We start from the raw sequence: 17,848 nt of genomic DNA, 5'->3' as shown, positions 1-17,848 counted from the left end.
CGCTGCGGGGCGGCCGCCAAGACCGTCCTTTTTTGCGCCCCACACGGCAGAAAAACGAACCGTTCTCTTTCATCCGGACTGTTACCGTCGGCTCCGGGATCTCACCGGTATCTGCTGACCCGCACCACGTTGCATGGTACGGCGCTCGCGGGCTCATGCGGAAAACCGCCATCACCGCCGGTGGGGACTTGCACCCCGCCCTGAGAATGGAGCCACCATACGCCCGCCTCCCACGTTTGGCAATCCCCGGCCATAAAAACCGGAAACCTCCCAGGCTGCCGGGAACAGACCAAAACGTATGGTCGAAGCGCATGGGGCTACCTTTCCCCATTTTTGGAAAAAGTTTTCCACAGCATGTTGACAACTAGCCGTCCCACCTTACTTCTATGTCAACAAGGAAAAATATCAGGAGGCATTGAAATGAGCCTTATCCGTGTATATCCCCAGCATTGGTTCTCTCCCCGCAACGCCCAGCAGCCCGAACAGAGCTTCCAGCCCCTGGACCGCCTGCATCACGATATCGACCGTCTGTTCAATGGTTTCTTCACGCCCGGCTGGCCGACCAGCCTGATGGACAAGCCGCAGGCCGACATCCGTCCCAGCCTGGACATCCACAGCGACGACAAGGCCTACACCATCCACATGGAAGTGCCCGGTGTGGACCCCGATGAGGTCAAGGTCGAAGTCCGTGACGGCATGCTGACCGTTGAAGGTGAAAAGAAGATGGAAAGCTGCGCCGCCCCTGCCGCCGAAGGCGAAAAGGCGGAAGCCAAGGAACCCGTCTGCCATGTGCAGGAACGCGTCTACGGCTCCTTCTGCCGCCAGATCGGCCTGGCTGAAGATGCTGATGTGGAAAACATCAGCGCCAGCCACAAGAACGGTGTGCTGACCATCGTCATCCCCCGCAAACAGCCTGAAGCCCCCGCCGCCCGTTCCATCACGGTGCAGAAACAGTAATCCCCCCTCTTGAAGGACCCTCCTCCGGTTCCCACTCCTCGGGGAGCCGGACCGCCCGCAACGGGCGGACTCCACGGCCTGCCGCGCATGCGGCAGGCCGCTTTTTTTATACGCGACCGGACAGCGGCCGCGTGTCCCGCCTTTCCCCGCCCTGCTGCGCACCCGGCCCCCCCCTCCGAAGGTAAGGACTGCACGACGCCCTGCGGCACGCCCGGCTTCGGGCAAAGCGCTTTCCCGGCCCTTTCCGCCTTCCGATCCTTAAAAAAGCCTGCGCGGCCCCGATCCCGCACCATACGGCTCCCGGCGGACCGCCTGCCCCACGACCGGCACTGCAAGTATCCCCACCCTTCCCCCGCTGCATCCCGGCCCTCCACAGGACAGGGCTGCCCGCTTCCCCAGCGGGCCCGGCGTTTTCCGCAGCACGGGCACGAAAAAAGGCGGCATCCCGCGCAGGGACACCGCCTTGTCAGATTCGCTGTTCGGCTGTGGACTACTTCTTGCCCGCAGGCTCGATGACTTCCACGCCGTCCATGTAGGGCACCAGGGCCTTGGGCAGCACGATGCTGCCGTCCTTCTGCTGGCCGTTCTCCAGGATGGCGGCCATGGCGCGGCCGGTGGGCAGACCGGAACCGTTGAGGGTGTGGCAGTAGGTGCTCTTGCCGCCCTTGGGCTTGAAGCGGATGTCCGCACGGCGGGCCTGGAAATCGATGCAATTGGAGCAGGAGGAGATCTCGCGGTAGGTGTTCTGGGCAGGCAGCCAGACTTCCAGGTCGTAGGTCTTGGCGGAACCGAAGCCCATGTCGCCCGTGCACAGGGTGATGACGCGGTAGGGCAGCTCCAGCTTTTCCAGCAGGGTGCGGGCATGGCCCACCATAATCTCCAGCTGGTTGAAGCTGTCGTCAGGATGGGCAAAACGCACCATCTCCACCTTGGTGAACTGGTGCAGGCGGATCAGGCCGCGCGTGTCCTTGCCGGCGGCACCGGCTTCGGAACGGAAGCAGGGCGTGGCGGCGCAGTAGGCGCGGGGCAGGTCGGCTTCGTCCAGCACCTCACCGGCGTGGATGTTGGTCAGGGGCACCTCGGCGGTGGGGATGAGGTAGTAGTCCCAGGCGGGCATCTTGAAGAGGTCTTCCTCGAACTTGGGCAGCTGGCCCGTGCCGGTCATGGTGGCGCGGTTGACCATGAAGGGAGGACAGACTTCGATGTAGTCCTCGTGCTTCACATGCTGGTCCAGGAAGAAGTTGACCAGGGCGCGGTCCAGACGGGCGGCCCAGCCCATGTACAGGGCAAAGCGGCTGCCGGCCAGACGGGTGGCGCGCTCGAAATCCAGAGCGGCGCCGCCCAGCTCCCAGTGCTGACGGATATCGAAATCGAACTGGCGCGGCGTGCCCCAGCGGAGCACTTCCACGTTCTCGGTCTCGTCCTTGCCCACGGGCACGCTGGCGTCCGGGATGTTGGGCACACCCATGAGCCAGTTTTCCACAGCGGCCTTGGCTTCGGCGGTCTGCACGTCCAGGGCCTTGATGCGGGCCGACAGGGCGCCCAGTTCTTCCATCATGTGGGAGGCGTCCCCGCCTTCACGCTTGATCTGGGCCACCTGACGGGAGGCGGCGTTCTGCTGCTGTTTCAGGCTTTCCACTTCGGCCAGCAACGCACGACGGCGGCCGTCCAGTTCGAGGAACTCATCCACTTTCAGCGGCGACTGCCGGTCGGCCAGGGCCTTGGCCAGCACTTCGGGCTGTTTTTGCACCAGTTTGAGGTCGATCATAAAAACTCCTGCATAGCATGCGCAATGTGGAGGCCACGCTACCACGAGCCCCCAGACCTTGCAAGACAAGGGCATTGCGTATATAAAAAGTCTCAAAACTTTTTAAAACATCTATCCTGCGAGACCTTGCCATGAAATCCGCCCGTATCACACGCCTTCTTTTCCTTTCGCTGGCGCTCATGCTGGCCATGTTCCTGACTGCCTGCGGTCCCAGCAATACCGTGCGCCTGCTTTCGCCCGCGCCTGCGGTCAATCCCGTGCTGCCCGCTCCCAATGCGCCGCGCGTGACCGTGGTGCCCTTCACCGATAACCGTCAGGACACCACCAACCTCGGCGTGCGCCGTGACGGCAGCGCCTTCGTGGCCAGCGACGACCTGGCCCAGTGGGTGAGCCGCGGTCTGGCCGACGAGCTGCGCCGCCAGGGCGTGCAGGTCTCCTACGCCATGGACGAGAACCAGGCCCGCAGCGGCAACCCCGACTACATCGTCACCGGTACCGTGGAACAGGCCTGGCTGCGTGAAGTCTCCGCCACCGAACTGGCCACCTCCATGCGCGCCACCTACCGTCTGGCGCCCCGCAGCGGCCGCGTGGTCAAGGAGACCCTCAACTCCAGCCAGAACCGCAGCGGCATCCCCACCGGCGGCGCCGCGGAAGAGATCATGCTCAACAGCATGCGCGAGCTGGTGCAGCCCATGGCCCGCAAGATCAAGGCCATCGTGGACGGCAAGTAGACAGGATATCTCAGGGGCTCCCGAAAGGGAGCCCTTCGCTTTCCGGGGCCCCGCCGCACGCGGGGCCTTTCTTTTTTGGGACACTTGCCCCAAAATGAGACCTCGCCCCGGCCGCCGGACGCGCCGCGCCCCTGCTGTCCGCCTGCCGCAACCCCTTTCCCCGGAGCCTGCTGTGCGCGATCCCCTGGTCAAGGCCTACGGCCATGTCTACCCCGTGACGCCCGCCCTGTACGCGGCGCTGGAATCGGCCCTGCACGATGCCCTCAACGACGACGAGGACGTGCCCCTGCTCTGTCAGGAAGGCGATATGGCCCGCATCTCCATGGAAGGTTCCTACTTTCCCGAAGACGAGGTGGTGGAGGCCTTCCGCGCCCATCTGACGCCGGACATGCAGGGCAAGCTGGACGTGCTCGACATGGACGGCTGGCGCCTGACCCGGCATGTGTTCACCGGCGGGCAGGTCAAAAGCAGCAGCGCGCCCCTCAACAATGTTCTGGACTATTCCGGCCATTGATGCCGGAGCCTCTCCTTTTTCCACATTTTCTCCAAGGAGCCCGCATGGATATCGCCTCCTTCATCCGCCACGTCCCCGACTACCCCAAGCCCGGCATCCTGTTCTACGACATCACCCCCCTGCTGGCCTCGCCCGAAGCCTTCGGGGACGTCATCGAACGGATGGCCGATGCGGCCCGTCCCCTGCGGCCCACCCGCATCGTGGCCGCCGAAGCGCGGGGTTTTCTGTTCGCGGCGCCGCTGGCCCAACGTCTGGGCGTGGGCCTGGCCCCGGTGCGCAAGCCCGGCAAGCTGCCCTGTGAAGCCTTCGAGGCCAGCTATGACCTGGAATACGGCTCCAATACCCTGTGTCTGCACAAGGATGCCCTGACGCCGGAGGATCGCGTCCTCATCGTGGACGACATCCTGGCCACCGGCGGCACCCTGGATGCCATGATCCGTCTGGTGGGCCAGAGCGGCGCCACCGTGGCGGGCTGCTGCATGCTCATGGAACTGGATGCCCTGGGCGGCCGCAAGGTGCTGGGCGACATCCCCCTGTCCGTGCTGCTGCACGTATAGTCTGGAGCTTTGCCTTTTGTGACGGTGCAGCTGTCGATGCCATAAGGCTTTTATTTTGAGGGGAGAACCCCTCGCCTAGCGCGAGAAGGGGTCCCCCCTCAAGCTCCCCCTTTCCCAGCGCGCTTTATCCAACGGCCAGTCCCTTCTGCTTTTGCAGGAGGGACTGGCCGTTTCACATGGAACAGGAAGATATGCACGGGAAAGGATACAATGTCATGGGAGATGGAGGGAGAAGATACGCTCCCTCTGGATGAAGCACATTTGGAGGAGGGATGCGAGAGTGTTGAACGCGACTGAAGGCGGCCCGCAGGCCCCTTACGGGCATCAGCAGCAAGGATAAAGGAGGCTACTCCCCCGCAACGCCTCCCTTTGGAAAACAAAAGGCCCCTGGCGCGAAAACGCGCCAGGGGCCTTGGCATCAAAAACGAAAGGACAGCCTACAGGTTGGCGGCGTACCAGTCGCCGGCCAGACGCAGGCCGGTGCGCACGTCGAACTGGGGCTCATAGCCCAGCAGGGTACGGGCGCGGGTGATGTCGGCCAGGGAGTGGCGCACGTCACCGGCACGGAAGTCGCGGTGCGTGGCCGTGGCCGTGGCGGCTTCGGGCATGTGGCGCACCACTTCCTCACGGATGAGGTCGAACAGTTCGTTCAGGGTCGTGCGCTGGCCAAAGGCCACGTTGTAGACCTTGTTGCGGGCTTCGTCCGTGGCGAAGCTGGCCAGCAGGTTGGCCTGCACCACGTTGTCGATGTAGCAGAAGTCGCGGCTGGTCTCGCCGTCGCCGTTGACGAAGACGGTCTCTTTCTTCAGCAGGCTGGCGAACCACTGGGGGATGACGGCGGCGTAGGCGCCGTAGGGATCCTGACGCCGGCCAAAGACGTTGAAGTAGCGCAGGCCCACGGTGGTGAAGCCGTAGCAGCGGGCGAAGACGTCGGCGTAGAGCTCGTCCACATACTTGGTCACGGCATAGGGCGACAGGGGGTTGCCGATCTTGTCTTCCACCTTGGGCAGCTCGGGGGAATCGCCGTAGGTGGAGGAGGACGCGGCGTAGACGAAGCTCTTCACGCCCGCATCGCGCGCGGCCACCAGCATGTTGAGGTAGCCGGTGATGTTGCAGCTGTTGGACAGGATGGGATCGTCGATGGAGCGCGGCACGGAACCCAGGGCGGCTTCATGCAGCACATGATCCACACCTTCGCAGGCCTTGCGGCAGGTATCCAGATCGCGGATGTCGCCTTCGATGAAGGTAAAGCGGCTCCAGGCTTCGGGGCCCACCAGGGCTTCCACCATGTCCAGGTTCTTCTGGTAACCGGTGAGGAAGTTGTCCAGACCCACCACGGTCTGCCTCATCTTGAGCAGATGTTCCAGCAGGTTGGAACCGATGAAACCGGCAACGCCGGTCACCAGCCAGGTGGAGGGTTCGGCACGCATTTTTTCGCACAGTTGGGTATAGGCGCTCATATTGCCTTCCTTATCAGAGGTCGTGGTTGCCCGCCGGGAGGCCCCGCCTTCGCGGCACAGACGGCGTGCTTTCCTTGTACGCTGTGCCGACGTCGCTGTCAAAAGACGGCCCCCCTGCCCCGGCAGGAGCTTTTTTGCCGCATCCTGCCGGAATCGCGTTTTTTTGTTCACATCCTGTCCCCGCCCGCAGGGCCCCTTTGCCTCTTTTCAGCGGCAAGGGATGCTGGTATAGCCCGTGAAGAGCCCACCAAACAGGGGGCTGGCCGCACCCGGCCGACACGTCTCCCCTTTCCGGTCCGGCCAGGCGGGGACGGTCTTTGCCCCGCAGGACAGACAGCGCCCCATCACGGAGCGTACCCGCCGGACAGGTGGGCAAAGGATATGCCGTGAAAATACTCATCCTGGGCAATCAGGCCCGTTCCACTTCCAATTTCTGGACCGTCCTCATGCGCCGCATGCGTGCCGCCGGGCATGTGGTCCTTTGCGCCGTGCCCGCGGGCGACGACGCTGCCGAGGCCGCCATCCGCGCCATCGGCGAAGAAGATCCCGCCTTCCGGAAAGGCCCGGCCGTGCGCCTGTGCCATTATCCCCTGGACCGCAAGGGCCTCAATCCCCTGCGCGACATGGCCACCATGCACGCCCTGTACCGCCTGTTCAAACAGGAAAAACCGGACCTGCTCTTCGCCTCCACCATCAAGCCCGTCATCTACGGCTGCATGGCGGCGCGTCTGGCGCGGGTGCCGCACATCTACGCCACCATCACCGGCCTGGGCTACGCCTTCGAGGCGGACAACTTCTTCAAGAAATGCGTCAACCGCCTGAGCATCGGCCTGTACCACTGCGCCCTTGCCGGGGCCGAAGGCGTGTTTTTCCAGAACCGCGACGACGCGGAGCTGTTCCGCAAGGTCGGCATCCTGCGCCGCAGCGCGCGCGTGCTCATGGCGCGCGGCACCGGTGTGGACATCCGCCGCTTTGCCGAAGCGCCCCTGCCGCCCCTGCCCGCCGAAGGCTGCGCCCCCGAAGAACGGGAGATCATCTTCCTGCTGGTGGGCCGCCTGCTGGAGGCCAAGGGCCTGCCCGAATACGCCGCCGCGGCCAAGGAACTGAAAACGCAGTACCCCGCCGCCCGCTTCCAGCTGCTGGGCCCGCCGGAACAGGGCCTGGGCAGCGTGGATCTGGCCCAGGTGCGCCGCTGGCAGGACGAAGGCAGCATCGAATACCTGGGCGAGACCCGCGACGTGCGCTCCTATGTGGAGGCCTGCCACGCGCTGGTGCTGCCTTCGTGGCGTGAAGGCACGCCCACGTCCATCATGGAAGGCATGAGCATGGGCCGCGCCGCCGTGGTCACGGATGTGCCCGGCTGCCGCGAGGTGGTGGAAGACGGCGTCAACGGCTGCATCTGCGCCGCCCACGATCCCCGGGCGCTGGCCGCCGCCATGCGCCGCCTGCTGGACGAACCCGGACTGCTGGTCCGCATGGGGGCCGCCGGCCGGGATCTGGCCTGCCGCGAATTCGATGCCGAAGTCGTGGCCGAGAAGATCCTGGTCGACATGCGCGTGCCCCGCGCGGCCGGATAAACAAGCAAGCGGGCCCGTGGCGGCCCGCTCCTGTCCCGGCCCCGCCGGGACGACGGTGTCTCGCGGTCACAGGGACAGCCCGCCCGCCGCAGGCGGCCCACGGGCCTGTCCCGTCCACTGTACGAAAAAATGGAGAAACTATGATCAGCCGTTACCGCATGGCATTGATGCAGGTGGTGGACCTGTGCTGCATCCTGCTGGCCCTGGCCGTTTCGGGCATGGTGACCATCGCGCCCGACCTGAGCGTCTTTGACGACTACACCGGCGCCTCCCTGTTCACCATCTTCTTCTATCTGCTGTTCTTCTACATCCTCGATGCCTACAGCGTGGGCATGGAAGACTTCAAGGACACCCTGGGCCGCATCCTGGTGGCCTGCGTACTGGGCATCATCAGCTCGGCCACGGCGTCCTTCGCCCTGGAGAACTGGCGCTTCGACCGCGTGACCGTGCTCCTGCTCTTCGCGCTCTCCTTCGTGTTCTGCCTGGGCTGGCGCTTCCTCTACTACCTCAATGCCGACAAGCTGACCCATCCCCTGCGCGTCCTGCTGGTGGGCGTGGACCGCGGCGGCAAGGTGCGCAAGCTGCTGGCCGAAGGCCTGCCCAAGGCCCGCATCCTGGGCTATGTGGGGGAAAAGGACCAGGATCCCGACGCCGGTGAGTGCTTTGGCCCGCCCTTCATGGCCCTGGAAGCCGCCAAGAAGCACGGCGCGACCATGATCGTGCTCCTGCCCGACGCCCCCATCGACGACGACATCGCCCATGACCTGCTGGAAGCCAAGCTGCACGGCGCCATGGTGGTGGACATCCGCACCTTCTACGAGCATGTGGTGCAGCGCCTGCCCCTTTCCCAGATCACCGAGGAATGGCTGCTGCAGACCGAGGGCTTCTCGCTCAACACCCGCGGCAGCCTGCGCCGCCTGAAGCGCGCCTTCGACCTGTTCCTGTCCCTGATGCTGCTCATCCCGGCCGCGCCCATCATGCTCATCACCGCCCTGCTGATCCGCCTGGAATCGCCGGGCCCGGTCATCTACCGTCAGGATCGTGTGGGCCTGTATGAAAAGGAATTCACGGTCTACAAGTTCCGCTCCATGCGTACCGACGCCGAAAAGAACGGCGCCGTCTGGGCCGCCGCCAATGACGCCCGCGTGACCCGCGTGGGCAAGTTCATCCGCAAGGTGCGCATCGACGAGCTGCCCCAGATCTGGAACATCATCAAGGGCGACATGAGCTTCATCGGTCCCCGTCCCGAACGCATGACCTTCGTGAAGCAGCTCAAGGAACACATCCCCTATTACAGCCTGCGCCATACCGTGAAGCCCGGCCTCACCGGCTGGGCCCAGGTCTGCTACCCCTACGGCGCCAATGAGGAAGATGCCCGCCACAAGCTGGAATACGACCTGTTCTATGTGAAGAACATCTCCATCCTGCTGGACATCCACATCATCTTCAAGACCGTGGGCGTGGTGCTCTTCCCCAAGGGCGCGCGCTAGGCCGGACATCCCGGTACACGCACGACGGGGCGGATCAGCCGGCTGATCCGCCCCGTTTTTTTCTTCCCGTCCGAATGCAGAGGGGCCCAAAGACGGCCCTGCGGGGCTCAGGGATGCTCCTGCCCCGTGCGCTGCTGCCGTGCTTGACAGTACTGGCAGTTCTCGCCGTCGATGAGGCTCTTCAGGATGCCGCAGCCCCCTTCCCGGCTGCCGTCGCATTTGTGGTACAGGGATTCAAGATGCGCCCTGAGGTGCTCAAGATCCCGTATCTGCTGCTCCACCGCTTCGATATGCGTGCGGATGAGCCTGTTGATCCAGTCGCAGCTGCCCGTGGGATGGTCGCTGTACACCAGCAGGGTGCGGATCTCGTCCAGGCTCATGCCGTGCCGGCGGCAATGCCGGATGAAGCGCAACCGCGCGATGTCCTCGTCCCCGTAAAGACGATAGTTCCGTTCCGTGCGTTCCGGGCGTTTCAGCAGCCCTTCCTTCTCGTAATAGCGGATGGTGACCACCTGACAGCCGGTCATCTTCGCCAGCTCGCCTATCTTCACTTTCATGCGCGTCCTCCGGTCCGGGCCTGTCCGGGACGAAACGGCAGCTGCCGGAAAAAATTTTTTTCCAACGCTTCCTCCCCTCTTGACCCTATAGTGACTATAGGCCCTATGGTCTGTCTATAGCAAGAACGACCAGGGGACGCCGGACACCGGCATCCCCGCGGAGGAACGACCATGAGCAGTGAAACACTGTTTTTATGCCCCTGCGGTGCCCGGCACCCGCACGGCTTCGTATGTGACAAGGTACTTCATGCCACCCTGCCCGCCGGGCACGAACACCACGGCCACGAGCACGGCAGCCACAGCCATGACCACAGCCACGAGTGCTGCGGCCATGACCACGGACACGGCGACCACCCGCACGCCCATGCGGAAAGCTGCCATGCGCATGACCACGAAAGCTGCGACCACGACCATGCGCACGAGCACGGCTCCTGCTGCTGCGGCCATGACGCGCCCCAGGCCGTGGACTGGAGCACGCTGGCGGCCCCTTCCGCCACGCGCGCCGTGTACCGCATCCTCAACATGGACTGCCCCATGGAAGAGGCGCTCATCAGGAAGAAGCTGGCCACTGTGCCCGGCATCACCGGCCTCACCTTCAACCTCATGCAGCGCGTGCTCACCGTGAAGCATGAGCTCCCGTCCACCGCGTCCATCGAGGCGGCCCTGAAGGCCATCGACATGACGCCGGAGCCGCTGGATGCCGCCGAAGGCGCCACGGCCGTCTTTGCGGTGAGCGGCATGGACTGCCCCACGGAAGAACGCCTCATCCGCAAGGCCCTGGAGGGCCTGCCGGGCCTGCTCGGCCTTGAGATCGACCTGATGCAGCGCCATGTGCGCGTGCGGCACGAGCCCGCGGCCCTCCCGGCCATCACCGCCGCTCTGGAAGGGCTGGACATGGGCGCCCGGCTGCTGGAAGGCACGACACAGGCGCACGATGCCATCCCGGCCCCCCGCATCTCCTGGAAGCGGCTGGCCGTGGCCGGCGGCTTTGCCGCCCTTTCCGAGATCCTGGAACTCATCCAGCATTGGGGGGCGCGTCCCTTCGGTCTCGACATGGCCTCCTGGAGCGTGGGCGGCTGGCCCGTGCTGACGCTCCTGCCCCTGTGCTGCGCCCTCATCGCCATCCTGCTGAGCGGCCTGACCACCTACCGCAAGGGCTGGCTGGCCGTCTCCAACCTCGACCTGAACATCAATGCCCTCATGTCCGTGGCCGTCACCGGGGCCGTGCTCATCGGGCAGTTCCCGGAAGCCGCCATGGTCATGGTGCTGTTCAACGTCTCGGAAGCCATCGAGGCCAAGGCCCTGGACAGGGCCCGCAACGCCATCAAGGACCTGCTGGCCCTGGCGCCCGATACGGCCACGGTGCTGCGAGAGGACGGCAGCTGGCAGGAAGCCGACATCCGCACGGTGGCCGTGGGCAGCCGTGTGCGCGTGCGCCCCGGCGAAAAGATCGCCCTGGACGGTCTGGTGCTGGACGGCCGTTCCCTGGTGGACCAGTCGCCCATCACCGGCGAGAGCATGCCGGTGGAAAAGCAGGCCGGGGACACGGTCTACGCCGGGACCCTCAATACCTCCGGCTCCTTTGAATTCCGGGTGACCGCCGCGGCCACGGACACCACGCTGGCCCGCATCATCCATGCCGTGGAAGAGGCCCAGGGCAGCCGCGCCCCCATGCAGCGCTTTGTGGATACCTTCGCGCGCTACTACACCCCGGCCGTCTTCCTGGTGGCCCTGCTGGCCGCCCTGGTGCCGCCCCTGTTCCTGGGCAGCGCCTGGACGGACGCCATCTATACCGCGCTGGTGATACTGGTCATCGGCTGCCCCTGCGCCCTGGTCATCTCCACGCCGGTGAGCATCGTCAGCGGCATGGCCGCCGCCACCCGCTACGGCATCCTCATCAAGGGCGGCATGTTCCTGGAACAGGGCAGACGCCTTGACTGCCTGGCCCTGGACAAGACCGGCACCCTCACCCACGGCAAGCCGCGCCAGACCGACTGCCTTTGCACGGGGCAGGAAGATGAAGCGGCCGTCCGTTCGCTGGCGGCCAGTCTGGCGGCCCGCTCCGACCATCCCGTTTCCGGGGCCATCGCCCAGGCCGCCCTGGCGGACCACATCCCCCTGCAGGACGTGGACGACTTCACGGCCCTGCCCGGTCAGGGCGTCAGCGGCATCATGGCCGGCCGGCGCTGGTATCTGGGCAACCGCGCCCTTGCGGCATCGCTGGGCCGGTACCCGGCAGCCCTCGACGAGCGGATCTCCCGGCTGGAGCAGCAGGGCAAGACCGTGGTCGCACTCGTGGGCGACAACGGCATCCGGGCCCTGTTCGCCGTGGCCGATACGCTCAAGGCAAGCAGTCTGGAAGCTGTCAAGGAACTGAAGGCACTGGGCGTGACCACGGTCATGCTCACCGGAGACAACGAACACACGGCAGCGGCCATCGCCCGTCAGGTGGGCGTGGACAGCTTCAAGGCCGGTCTGCTCCCGGCGGACAAGCTCGCCGTCATCGAGGAACTGGAAGCCCGGGGACACAAGGTGGGCATGGTGGGCGACGGCATCAACGACGCCCCGGCGCTGGCACGGGCCGACGTCGGTTTCGCCATGGCCGGCAACGGCACGGACACCGCCATCGAGACCGCCGACGTGGCGCTCATGGACGACGACCTGCGCAAGATCCCCCGCTTCATCCGCCTGTCCCGGGCCACCTTTGCCATCCTGGTGCAGAACATCACGCTGGCGCTGGGCGTCAAGGCGCTGTTCTTCGCCCTGACCTTCACCGGTCACGCCACCATGTGGATGGCCGTCTTCGCCGACGTGGGCACGGCCCTGCTGGTGGTGGCCAACGGCCTGCGGGCCATGCGGCAATAGAGATGCCCGGATGCGGCAGCTGCAGCCGCGGCTTCATGGGACTCTGCATTTGTCTGTGAGGCCCCGCTGCTTCCATCCCCTGAATGACAGACCGGGACAGTCCCTGAGGGACTGTCCCGGTCTTTTTTATCCATACGGCACCCGGATGCCCGTTTTCCCTGCACGGTCAGAACAACTTCCCGCCGGTCATGGGCAAATGCGCCCTGCGGCTGAGGCCCGTCGGCACCGGAACATGGCCTTCCCGCAGCGTACGGGAACGCCGCCGCACGCCACAGGGCCGGAGGCCTCACTGCCGCCGCTTGAACAGTTTCTCCAGCGCCACGGCATCCCAGCGCAGAATGCTGGGGCGGCCGTGGGGGCAGTATTCCCGCTCCGGCGTATGCAGCCACTGCCGCAGCAGGGCCGCGGCCTCGTCATCGGCCAGACGCTGCCCGGCCTTGATGGCGCCCTTGCAGGACAGGGAAATGAACATGGCGCGAATGTCGTCCTTGCGACCGGCCAGCACCTCGCGCAGGAATTCCCCGGCTTCACTGCGGGACAGGGAGGGCGGGATGCCCCGGGCCAGCAGGCGGCCGCCGGAGCAGGAGACATCGAAGCCCATGCGCTCCAGATTGTCGCGTACTTCCAGAAAGCGCTCTTCTTCCACCGGCTGCAGGGCCAGCTCCAGCGGCAGGGCCAGGCACTGGGCCGTGCCCGCGAAGGCCCCCTTGCGCAAACGCTCGTAAAGCACGCGCTCGTGCGCCGCGTGCTGGTCCAGCAGCATCAGGGCGCCGGAAGCATCGCGCAGGACAAGGTAGGTCTCGGCCACCTGGCCCAGATAGGTCAGGCCGCCCACCACCAGCTCATGCCGTCCGGCGACGCTTTCGTCCGTCACGGCAGTACCGGAGCCGCAGACGGCCTCCCCGGTTCCCGGCAGGCCCTCCGGCCCGTCCGTCTCCGGCACAGGAAAGCGTTCCGCTGTGGTCCCGTCCGTGTCCTCATGGCCTGCCGCAGTCGTCACATGGTCGGGCGGCATGGCCATGCGGGCCGTCTGCCGGGCGCTCTCGAAAAATTCCTGTCTGTCGGCGGACAAACGTCCCGTCCCTTCCGCATCCTCCGCAAAGGACGCGGCCGAAAACGCCGAAGGAGGCACGGCTTCCCGCAGGCCCGCAGGGGCCGTCCGCCCGGAGGCGAAGGCCGCCGCACTGCCGGAAGATGACGGCATGGAGGGGGCATCAACCACGCTTCCCGTGCCCGCCATGTACTCGGGGACCGTGCCGTCGTCCGCATCGGGCCGCCGCACCTGCCACTGGCCTTCGTCTTCCCGCGTCTCGTCCTCCGCATGCCGCATCAGGGGCGCGGCATCGGCGCTGCCCCAAAAGCCCTGCGGGCGCGGGGGCAGGTCGTCCCACAGACGGGACTGCGCCGCCACGGGACGGGCATCGTCGGCTTCGCGGGCCGCATCCAGCACGCTTTCCACATCGCTGACCAGGGCCCCCTGCACGGCATGGAGCACGGCGGAAAAGACCGAGGACTCGTCCCGGAAACGGACTTCGCTTTTGGCCGGATGCACGTTGACGTCCACCATGTCGGGCGGCATGTCCACAAAGAGCACCACCTGCGGGTAATCCCGGCTGGTGATGCGCCCCTTGTAGGCCTCGCGCACGGCGGCCAGCAGACGCTTGTCGCTGACGCTGCGGCCGTTGACGTACAGCAGGATGCGGTCCCCGCGCTGCTGGCTCACCGACGGCAGGGCCGCCAGCCCCCGGGCCCGGATGCCGTGGCGTTCGGCATCGAACGGCCGCAGGGCCTCCACCACCAGACGCGGCCACAGCAGGGCCAGGCGGTCGCGCAGGCTCTGCCCGGGCAAAAAGCGCAGGGCCTCGCGTTCCCCGGCCCTGAGCGTGAAGCCCACGTCGCAGCGGGCCAGCGCCAGACGCACCAGCCAGTCCTGGGCCCGTTTGAGCTCCGTGGCCGGGGTCTTCAAAAACTTGAGCCGTGCGGGTATATTGGTGAACAGATCGCGCACTTCCACGATGGTGCCCCGATGCAGGGCCGAAGGCTCCACCGCCAGCAGGCGGCCGAATTCCACCACGATGCGGCTGGCCTCCGTCCCGCCGTCGGCTCCGGTCACGGCGGATTCCATGCTGAAGCGGGCCACCGAGGCGATGCTCGGCAGGGCCTCGCCACGGAAGCCGTAGGACGCGATATGCTCAAGATCGTCCATGCTGGCGATCTTGCTGGTGGCGTGACGGGTCACGGCCAGTTCCAGTTCGCCGGGGGCGATGCCCGCGCCGTCGTCCTGCACGCGGATGCAGCTCTGGCCGCCGTTCTCCAAAAACACGTCCACGCGCGTGGCGCCGGCATCCAGACTGTTTTCCACCAGTTCCTTGACCACACTGGCCGGGCGCTCCACCACCTCGCCGGCGGCGATCTGATTGCGCAACTCAGGCGGTAACAAACGAATATGACGAGATACTCCAGACATGCGGCCACTCTATCCGGCCGCCAGATGCAAGGCAAGCGCGCCCTCCGGCGCCCCCTCAACCGCAGACGCCCCCTGCTGCACGGCAGCCGCTCCCTGAGCGCGCGGCAAGAGGCCCCCCATACGGTCAACGTGCCCGTGCTGCCGCAGCCGGAAGCCTTCGATCCCGACATGCTCTATGTGGAGTGCGACCATTGCGGCGCGCCCATCGTCTGGGAAAAGGGGCGCACCCGCCGCCTGCTGGCGGCCGTGGGCATCGACCCGCTGGAACTGGATGCCAGCTGCGTGCTGATCACCGATTCCTGCCCCCTGTGCGGCGGCAAGGGCCGCTACACCATCCAGATCTACCGCATCAGCGCGGCCCGCAGCGCCCGCCACGTGTTCTACGCGGGCAATGCCTGATCCTTTCCCGCAGACCCAAAACAGGGTGCCCGTCTCCTTCAGGAGGCGGGCGCCCTGTTTTTTATATTTCCGAACCTGCCGGACATCTTCCCCAAAAATCCGCACAGCCCCTAACTATCCTCGCGCCGGCCTTTCTGGCCTCCCCACTGGCTGAGCAGCACCCCGGCCACCACCAGCACCGAGGCCATGTACTGGCCGGGCAGGAAGACCTCGCGCAGCAGGATGACGCCGCTGGCCAGGGTCAGGATGGGGATAAGGTTGGTGTAGGCGGCGGCACCGGCGGCGGAAAGACGGCTGACCCCCACGTTGTACAGGCCGTAGCCCCCCAGCGAGACCACCCCGCCCAGATAGACCACACTGGCCCAAGGGGCCCAGTCCGGCACTTCCACATGCAGCAGCACGGGCGTGTAGTCCAGGGGCGCCAGCGCCAGCAGCCCGGCAAAAAAGCTCATGCCCACGAAGGACTGCACGGCCGTGATCTGCAAGGGCGAATAGGCGGCGGAAAGACGCCGGGCCAGCACGGTATACAGGGCGGCGCAGACCATGGCCAGCCCCTCGAAGAAATTGCCCAGCACGGGCGCCGTGGCGGTCTCGTCCACGGCCGACTGCAGGGAGAGCCAGACCACCCCGGCCACGGCCAGGGCAAAGCCTATCCAGCCGCGCAGGCTGACCCGCTCGCCCAGCAGGCGCCAGGCCACCACGGCGGTGATGAGCGGCAGCAGCGAGATGATCATGCCCGCCTGCGAGGCCGTGGTCAGGCACAGGGCGCGGGTCTCCAGCAAAAAGTAGCAGCAGGGCTCGGCAAAGGCCATGAGCAGGAGCCAGCGCCACTGCCCCTTGCGGCGCAGGTCGCGCAGCAGCCCGCCCCACAGCGGCAGGAACAGCAATGTGGCCACGCCCATGCGCCCGGCCATGACCGTGAACGGATCCAGCGCGCTGAGCGCGATGCGCAGGGCCACATAGGACGTGCTCCAGAAAACCATGGCCAGCAGCAGGGCCAGATGCGGCCAGATGCGAACCCACATGACGATATCTCCTCCTCGGTAGCCGGGGCCGGAGGCGCGGCCGGTCCGGGCCTCCGTGCGTCGCAGCAGCATGCCAAAGCCAGGGCAAAAGGTCGAGCGAAAGAGCAGCCAGTCCGCACACATACCGCAGGGTGCCGCCCCGGAACGGCTGCCCGCCCTGCCGCCCCGTACCGTGCACAAAAGTCCCCCACACCTTGCTTGCCCAGCCGTACGATAGAGCGTATTGCAAAGTTCCGGGCTGCCTCTGCCCGGTACTTTTCCATGAAACATGAGGAGATGCCATGAGCATGCGTCTTTCCCGTTCCATCGTGGGCGAAGCCGAGGCCGAAGCCGTCCGGCGCGTCATCGTCGAAGACGGTTATCTGGGCATGGGACACGAGACCTGCCTGTTCGAACAGGAACTGGCCGCCTATCTGGGCGTGGCGCCCGAACAGGTGGTGACCACCAACACGGGCACCGCCGCCCTGACCCTGGCCGTGGACGCCATCGCCCCGCGCGATGCCGCCCGCAAGCCGCAGATCCTGGTGCCGTCCCTGACCTTCGTGGCCTCCTTCCAGGCCATCGAGGCCGCCGGTTGCGAGCCCGTGGCCTGTGACGTGCTGGCCGAGACCGGCACCATCGACCTCAAGGACGCCGCCCGCCGCATCACGCCCGACACGCTGGCCATCATGCCCGTCCACTACGCCAGCAACCCCTGGCACCTGGACGAGGTCCATGCCTTCGCCAAAGAACACGGCCTGCGCGTCATCGAAGACGCCGCCCATGCCTTCGGCTGCCTGCACCACGGCCGCAAGATCGGCAGCTTCGGGGACGTGGTCTGTTTCAGCTTTGACGGCATCAAGAACATCACCTCCGGCGAAGGCGGCTGCGCCGTCTTCTTCAATGCCACGGAAGCCGGCTATGCCGCCGACGCCCGCCTGCTCTCCGTGGAAGGCGACACCCGATCCCGCTTTGCCGGTACCCGCACCTGGGACCCGGACGTGAAGCGCATCGGCTGGCGCTTCCACATGAGCAACATCATGGCCGCCATCGGCCGCGTGCAGCTCTCGCGTCTGGACGGGGAATTCATCCCGGCCCGCCGCGCCCTGGGCGACATCTACCGGCAGCGTCTGGCGGGGCTGGACGGCCTGCGCCTCCTGCAGGCCGACCCGCAGGACTTCGTAGTGCCGCACATCGTCTGCGTGCGCGTGCTCAACGGCCGCAAGGACGAGCTCAAGGCCGCCCTCACCGCCGCGGGCATCCCTGTGGGCGTCCACTACAAGCCCAATCATCTGCTGAGCCTGTTCCGTCCCGCTCCGGGCTCCCTGCCCCTGCCCGTGACGGAGCAGCTTTACGGCGAACTGGTGACCCTGCCCATGCATCCCGGCCTGAGCGCCGCCGATGTGGAACACATCTGCGACGTCATCACGGCAACCCTGGCCTGACCTTTCCCGATAACGGAGCCGCCGCAGGCGGCTCCGCCCGTCCGGCCCCTGCCGGTA

General features: G+C 66.1%; 14 protein-coding genes and 1 riboswitch. Of the genes, 9 read left to right on the top strand and 5 right to left on the bottom strand.

Translation table 11 applies throughout. The features are described from left to right. Positions 1 to 57: 57 nt before the first annotated feature. A riboswitch (FMN riboswitch) is annotated at positions 58 to 212 on the bottom strand. A gap of 208 nt (positions 213 to 420) precedes the next feature. Next, positions 421 to 957, top strand: coding sequence for an Hsp20/alpha crystallin family protein (locus tag Q4I12_RS04420; protein ID WP_006006980.1), 537 nt, complete (start codon positions 421 to 423; stop codon positions 955 to 957). A gap of 490 nt (positions 958 to 1,447) precedes the next feature. Here Q4I12_RS04420 and serS read toward each other — a convergent pair whose 3' ends face one another. Further along, positions 1,448 to 2,725: a serine--tRNA ligase gene (serS, locus tag Q4I12_RS04415; protein WP_168935329.1), complete on the bottom strand. Its 1,278-nt coding sequence runs from the start codon at positions 2,723 to 2,725 to the stop codon at positions 1,448 to 1,450. 131 nt (positions 2,726 to 2,856) lie between these two features. On the opposite strand from serS, the gene Q4I12_RS04410 reads away from it, so the two are divergent. The 3 genes from Q4I12_RS04410 to Q4I12_RS04400 all read left to right on the top strand — a co-directional run bounded on the left by Q4I12_RS04410 (position 2,857) and on the right by Q4I12_RS04400 (position 4,527). Continuing rightward, positions 2,857 to 3,456 (top strand): hypothetical protein, encoded by a 600-nt coding sequence (locus Q4I12_RS04410; protein ID WP_204625854.1) that lies wholly within the window; start codon positions 2,857 to 2,859, stop codon positions 3,454 to 3,456. A gap of 172 nt (positions 3,457 to 3,628) precedes the next feature. Continuing rightward, the gene (locus tag Q4I12_RS04405) at positions 3,629 to 3,970 is read left to right on the top strand and encodes a hypothetical protein (protein ID WP_168935327.1); all 342 of its coding nucleotides are present in this window, start codon (positions 3,629 to 3,631) and stop codon (positions 3,968 to 3,970) included. A 44-nt stretch (positions 3,971 to 4,014) separates the two neighbouring features. After that, on the top strand, positions 4,015 to 4,527 hold the full coding sequence (locus Q4I12_RS04400; RefSeq protein WP_204625855.1) for an adenine phosphoribosyltransferase: 513 nt from the start codon (positions 4,015 to 4,017) through the stop codon (positions 4,525 to 4,527). A gap of 437 nt (positions 4,528 to 4,964) precedes the next feature. On the opposite strand, the gene Q4I12_RS04395 is transcribed toward Q4I12_RS04400, so the two are convergent. Next, the gene (locus tag Q4I12_RS04395) at positions 4,965 to 5,987 is read right to left on the bottom strand and encodes an NAD-dependent epimerase/dehydratase family protein (protein WP_302260729.1); all 1,023 of its coding nucleotides are present in this window, start codon (positions 5,985 to 5,987) and stop codon (positions 4,965 to 4,967) included. A gap of 386 nt (positions 5,988 to 6,373) precedes the next feature. Between Q4I12_RS04395 and Q4I12_RS04390 the strand changes: the two genes are divergently transcribed. Further along, on the top strand, positions 6,374 to 7,564 hold the full coding sequence (locus tag Q4I12_RS04390) for a glycosyltransferase family 4 protein (RefSeq protein ID WP_302260727.1): 1,191 nt from the start codon (positions 6,374 to 6,376) through the stop codon (positions 7,562 to 7,564). Between the two features lie 140 nt (positions 7,565 to 7,704). Continuing rightward, positions 7,705 to 9,054, top strand: a complete 1,350-nt coding sequence (locus tag Q4I12_RS04385) for a sugar transferase (RefSeq protein WP_168935323.1) — start codon at positions 7,705 to 7,707, stop codon at positions 9,052 to 9,054. A 107-nt stretch (positions 9,055 to 9,161) separates the two neighbouring features. Here Q4I12_RS04385 and Q4I12_RS04380 read toward each other — a convergent pair whose 3' ends face one another. Then, positions 9,162 to 9,611: a Cd(II)/Pb(II)-responsive transcriptional regulator gene (locus Q4I12_RS04380; RefSeq protein WP_168935322.1), complete on the bottom strand. Its 450-nt coding sequence runs from the start codon at positions 9,609 to 9,611 to the stop codon at positions 9,162 to 9,164. A 171-nt stretch (positions 9,612 to 9,782) separates the two neighbouring features. Between Q4I12_RS04380 and Q4I12_RS04375 the strand changes: the two genes are divergently transcribed. Next, positions 9,783 to 12,476 (top strand): heavy metal translocating P-type ATPase, encoded by a 2,694-nt coding sequence (locus Q4I12_RS04375; protein ID WP_302260726.1) that lies wholly within the window; start codon positions 9,783 to 9,785, stop codon positions 12,474 to 12,476. 286 nt (positions 12,477 to 12,762) lie between these two features. Here the strand turns inward: Q4I12_RS04375 and mutL are convergent, their stop codons facing one another. Further along, a complete protein-coding gene (gene mutL / locus Q4I12_RS04370; RefSeq protein ID WP_302260725.1) occupies positions 12,763 to 14,943 on the bottom strand; it encodes a DNA mismatch repair endonuclease MutL in 2,181 nt (726 codons plus the stop codon). A gap of 24 nt (positions 14,944 to 14,967) precedes the next feature. Here mutL and Q4I12_RS04365 point away from each other — a divergent pair, with 24 nt between their 5' ends. After that, positions 14,968 to 15,342 carry a hypothetical protein gene (locus tag Q4I12_RS04365; RefSeq protein ID WP_302260723.1) on the top strand — a complete coding sequence of 125 codons (375 nt, stop codon included), beginning with the start codon at positions 14,968 to 14,970 and terminating at the stop codon, positions 15,340 to 15,342. Positions 15,343 to 15,452: 110 nt separating this feature from the next. On the opposite strand, the gene Q4I12_RS04360 is transcribed toward Q4I12_RS04365, so the two are convergent. Then, a complete protein-coding gene (locus tag Q4I12_RS04360; RefSeq protein WP_040369675.1) occupies positions 15,453 to 16,367 on the bottom strand; it encodes a DMT family transporter in 915 nt (304 codons plus the stop codon). A 281-nt stretch (positions 16,368 to 16,648) separates the two neighbouring features. Between Q4I12_RS04360 and Q4I12_RS04355 the strand changes: the two genes are divergently transcribed. Beyond that, positions 16,649 to 17,791: a DegT/DnrJ/EryC1/StrS family aminotransferase gene (locus Q4I12_RS04355; RefSeq protein ID WP_168935319.1), complete on the top strand. Its 1,143-nt coding sequence runs from the start codon at positions 16,649 to 16,651 to the stop codon at positions 17,789 to 17,791. Positions 17,792 to 17,848 lie beyond the last annotated feature (57 nt).

The organism is Desulfovibrio piger (assembly GCF_951793255.1).
In the GTDB taxonomy this organism is placed as follows: domain Bacteria; phylum Desulfobacterota; class Desulfovibrionia; order Desulfovibrionales; family Desulfovibrionaceae; genus Desulfovibrio.
Note: the sequence above shows the minus strand (reverse complement) of the source record. Positions and strands in the feature narration are given on the sequence as shown.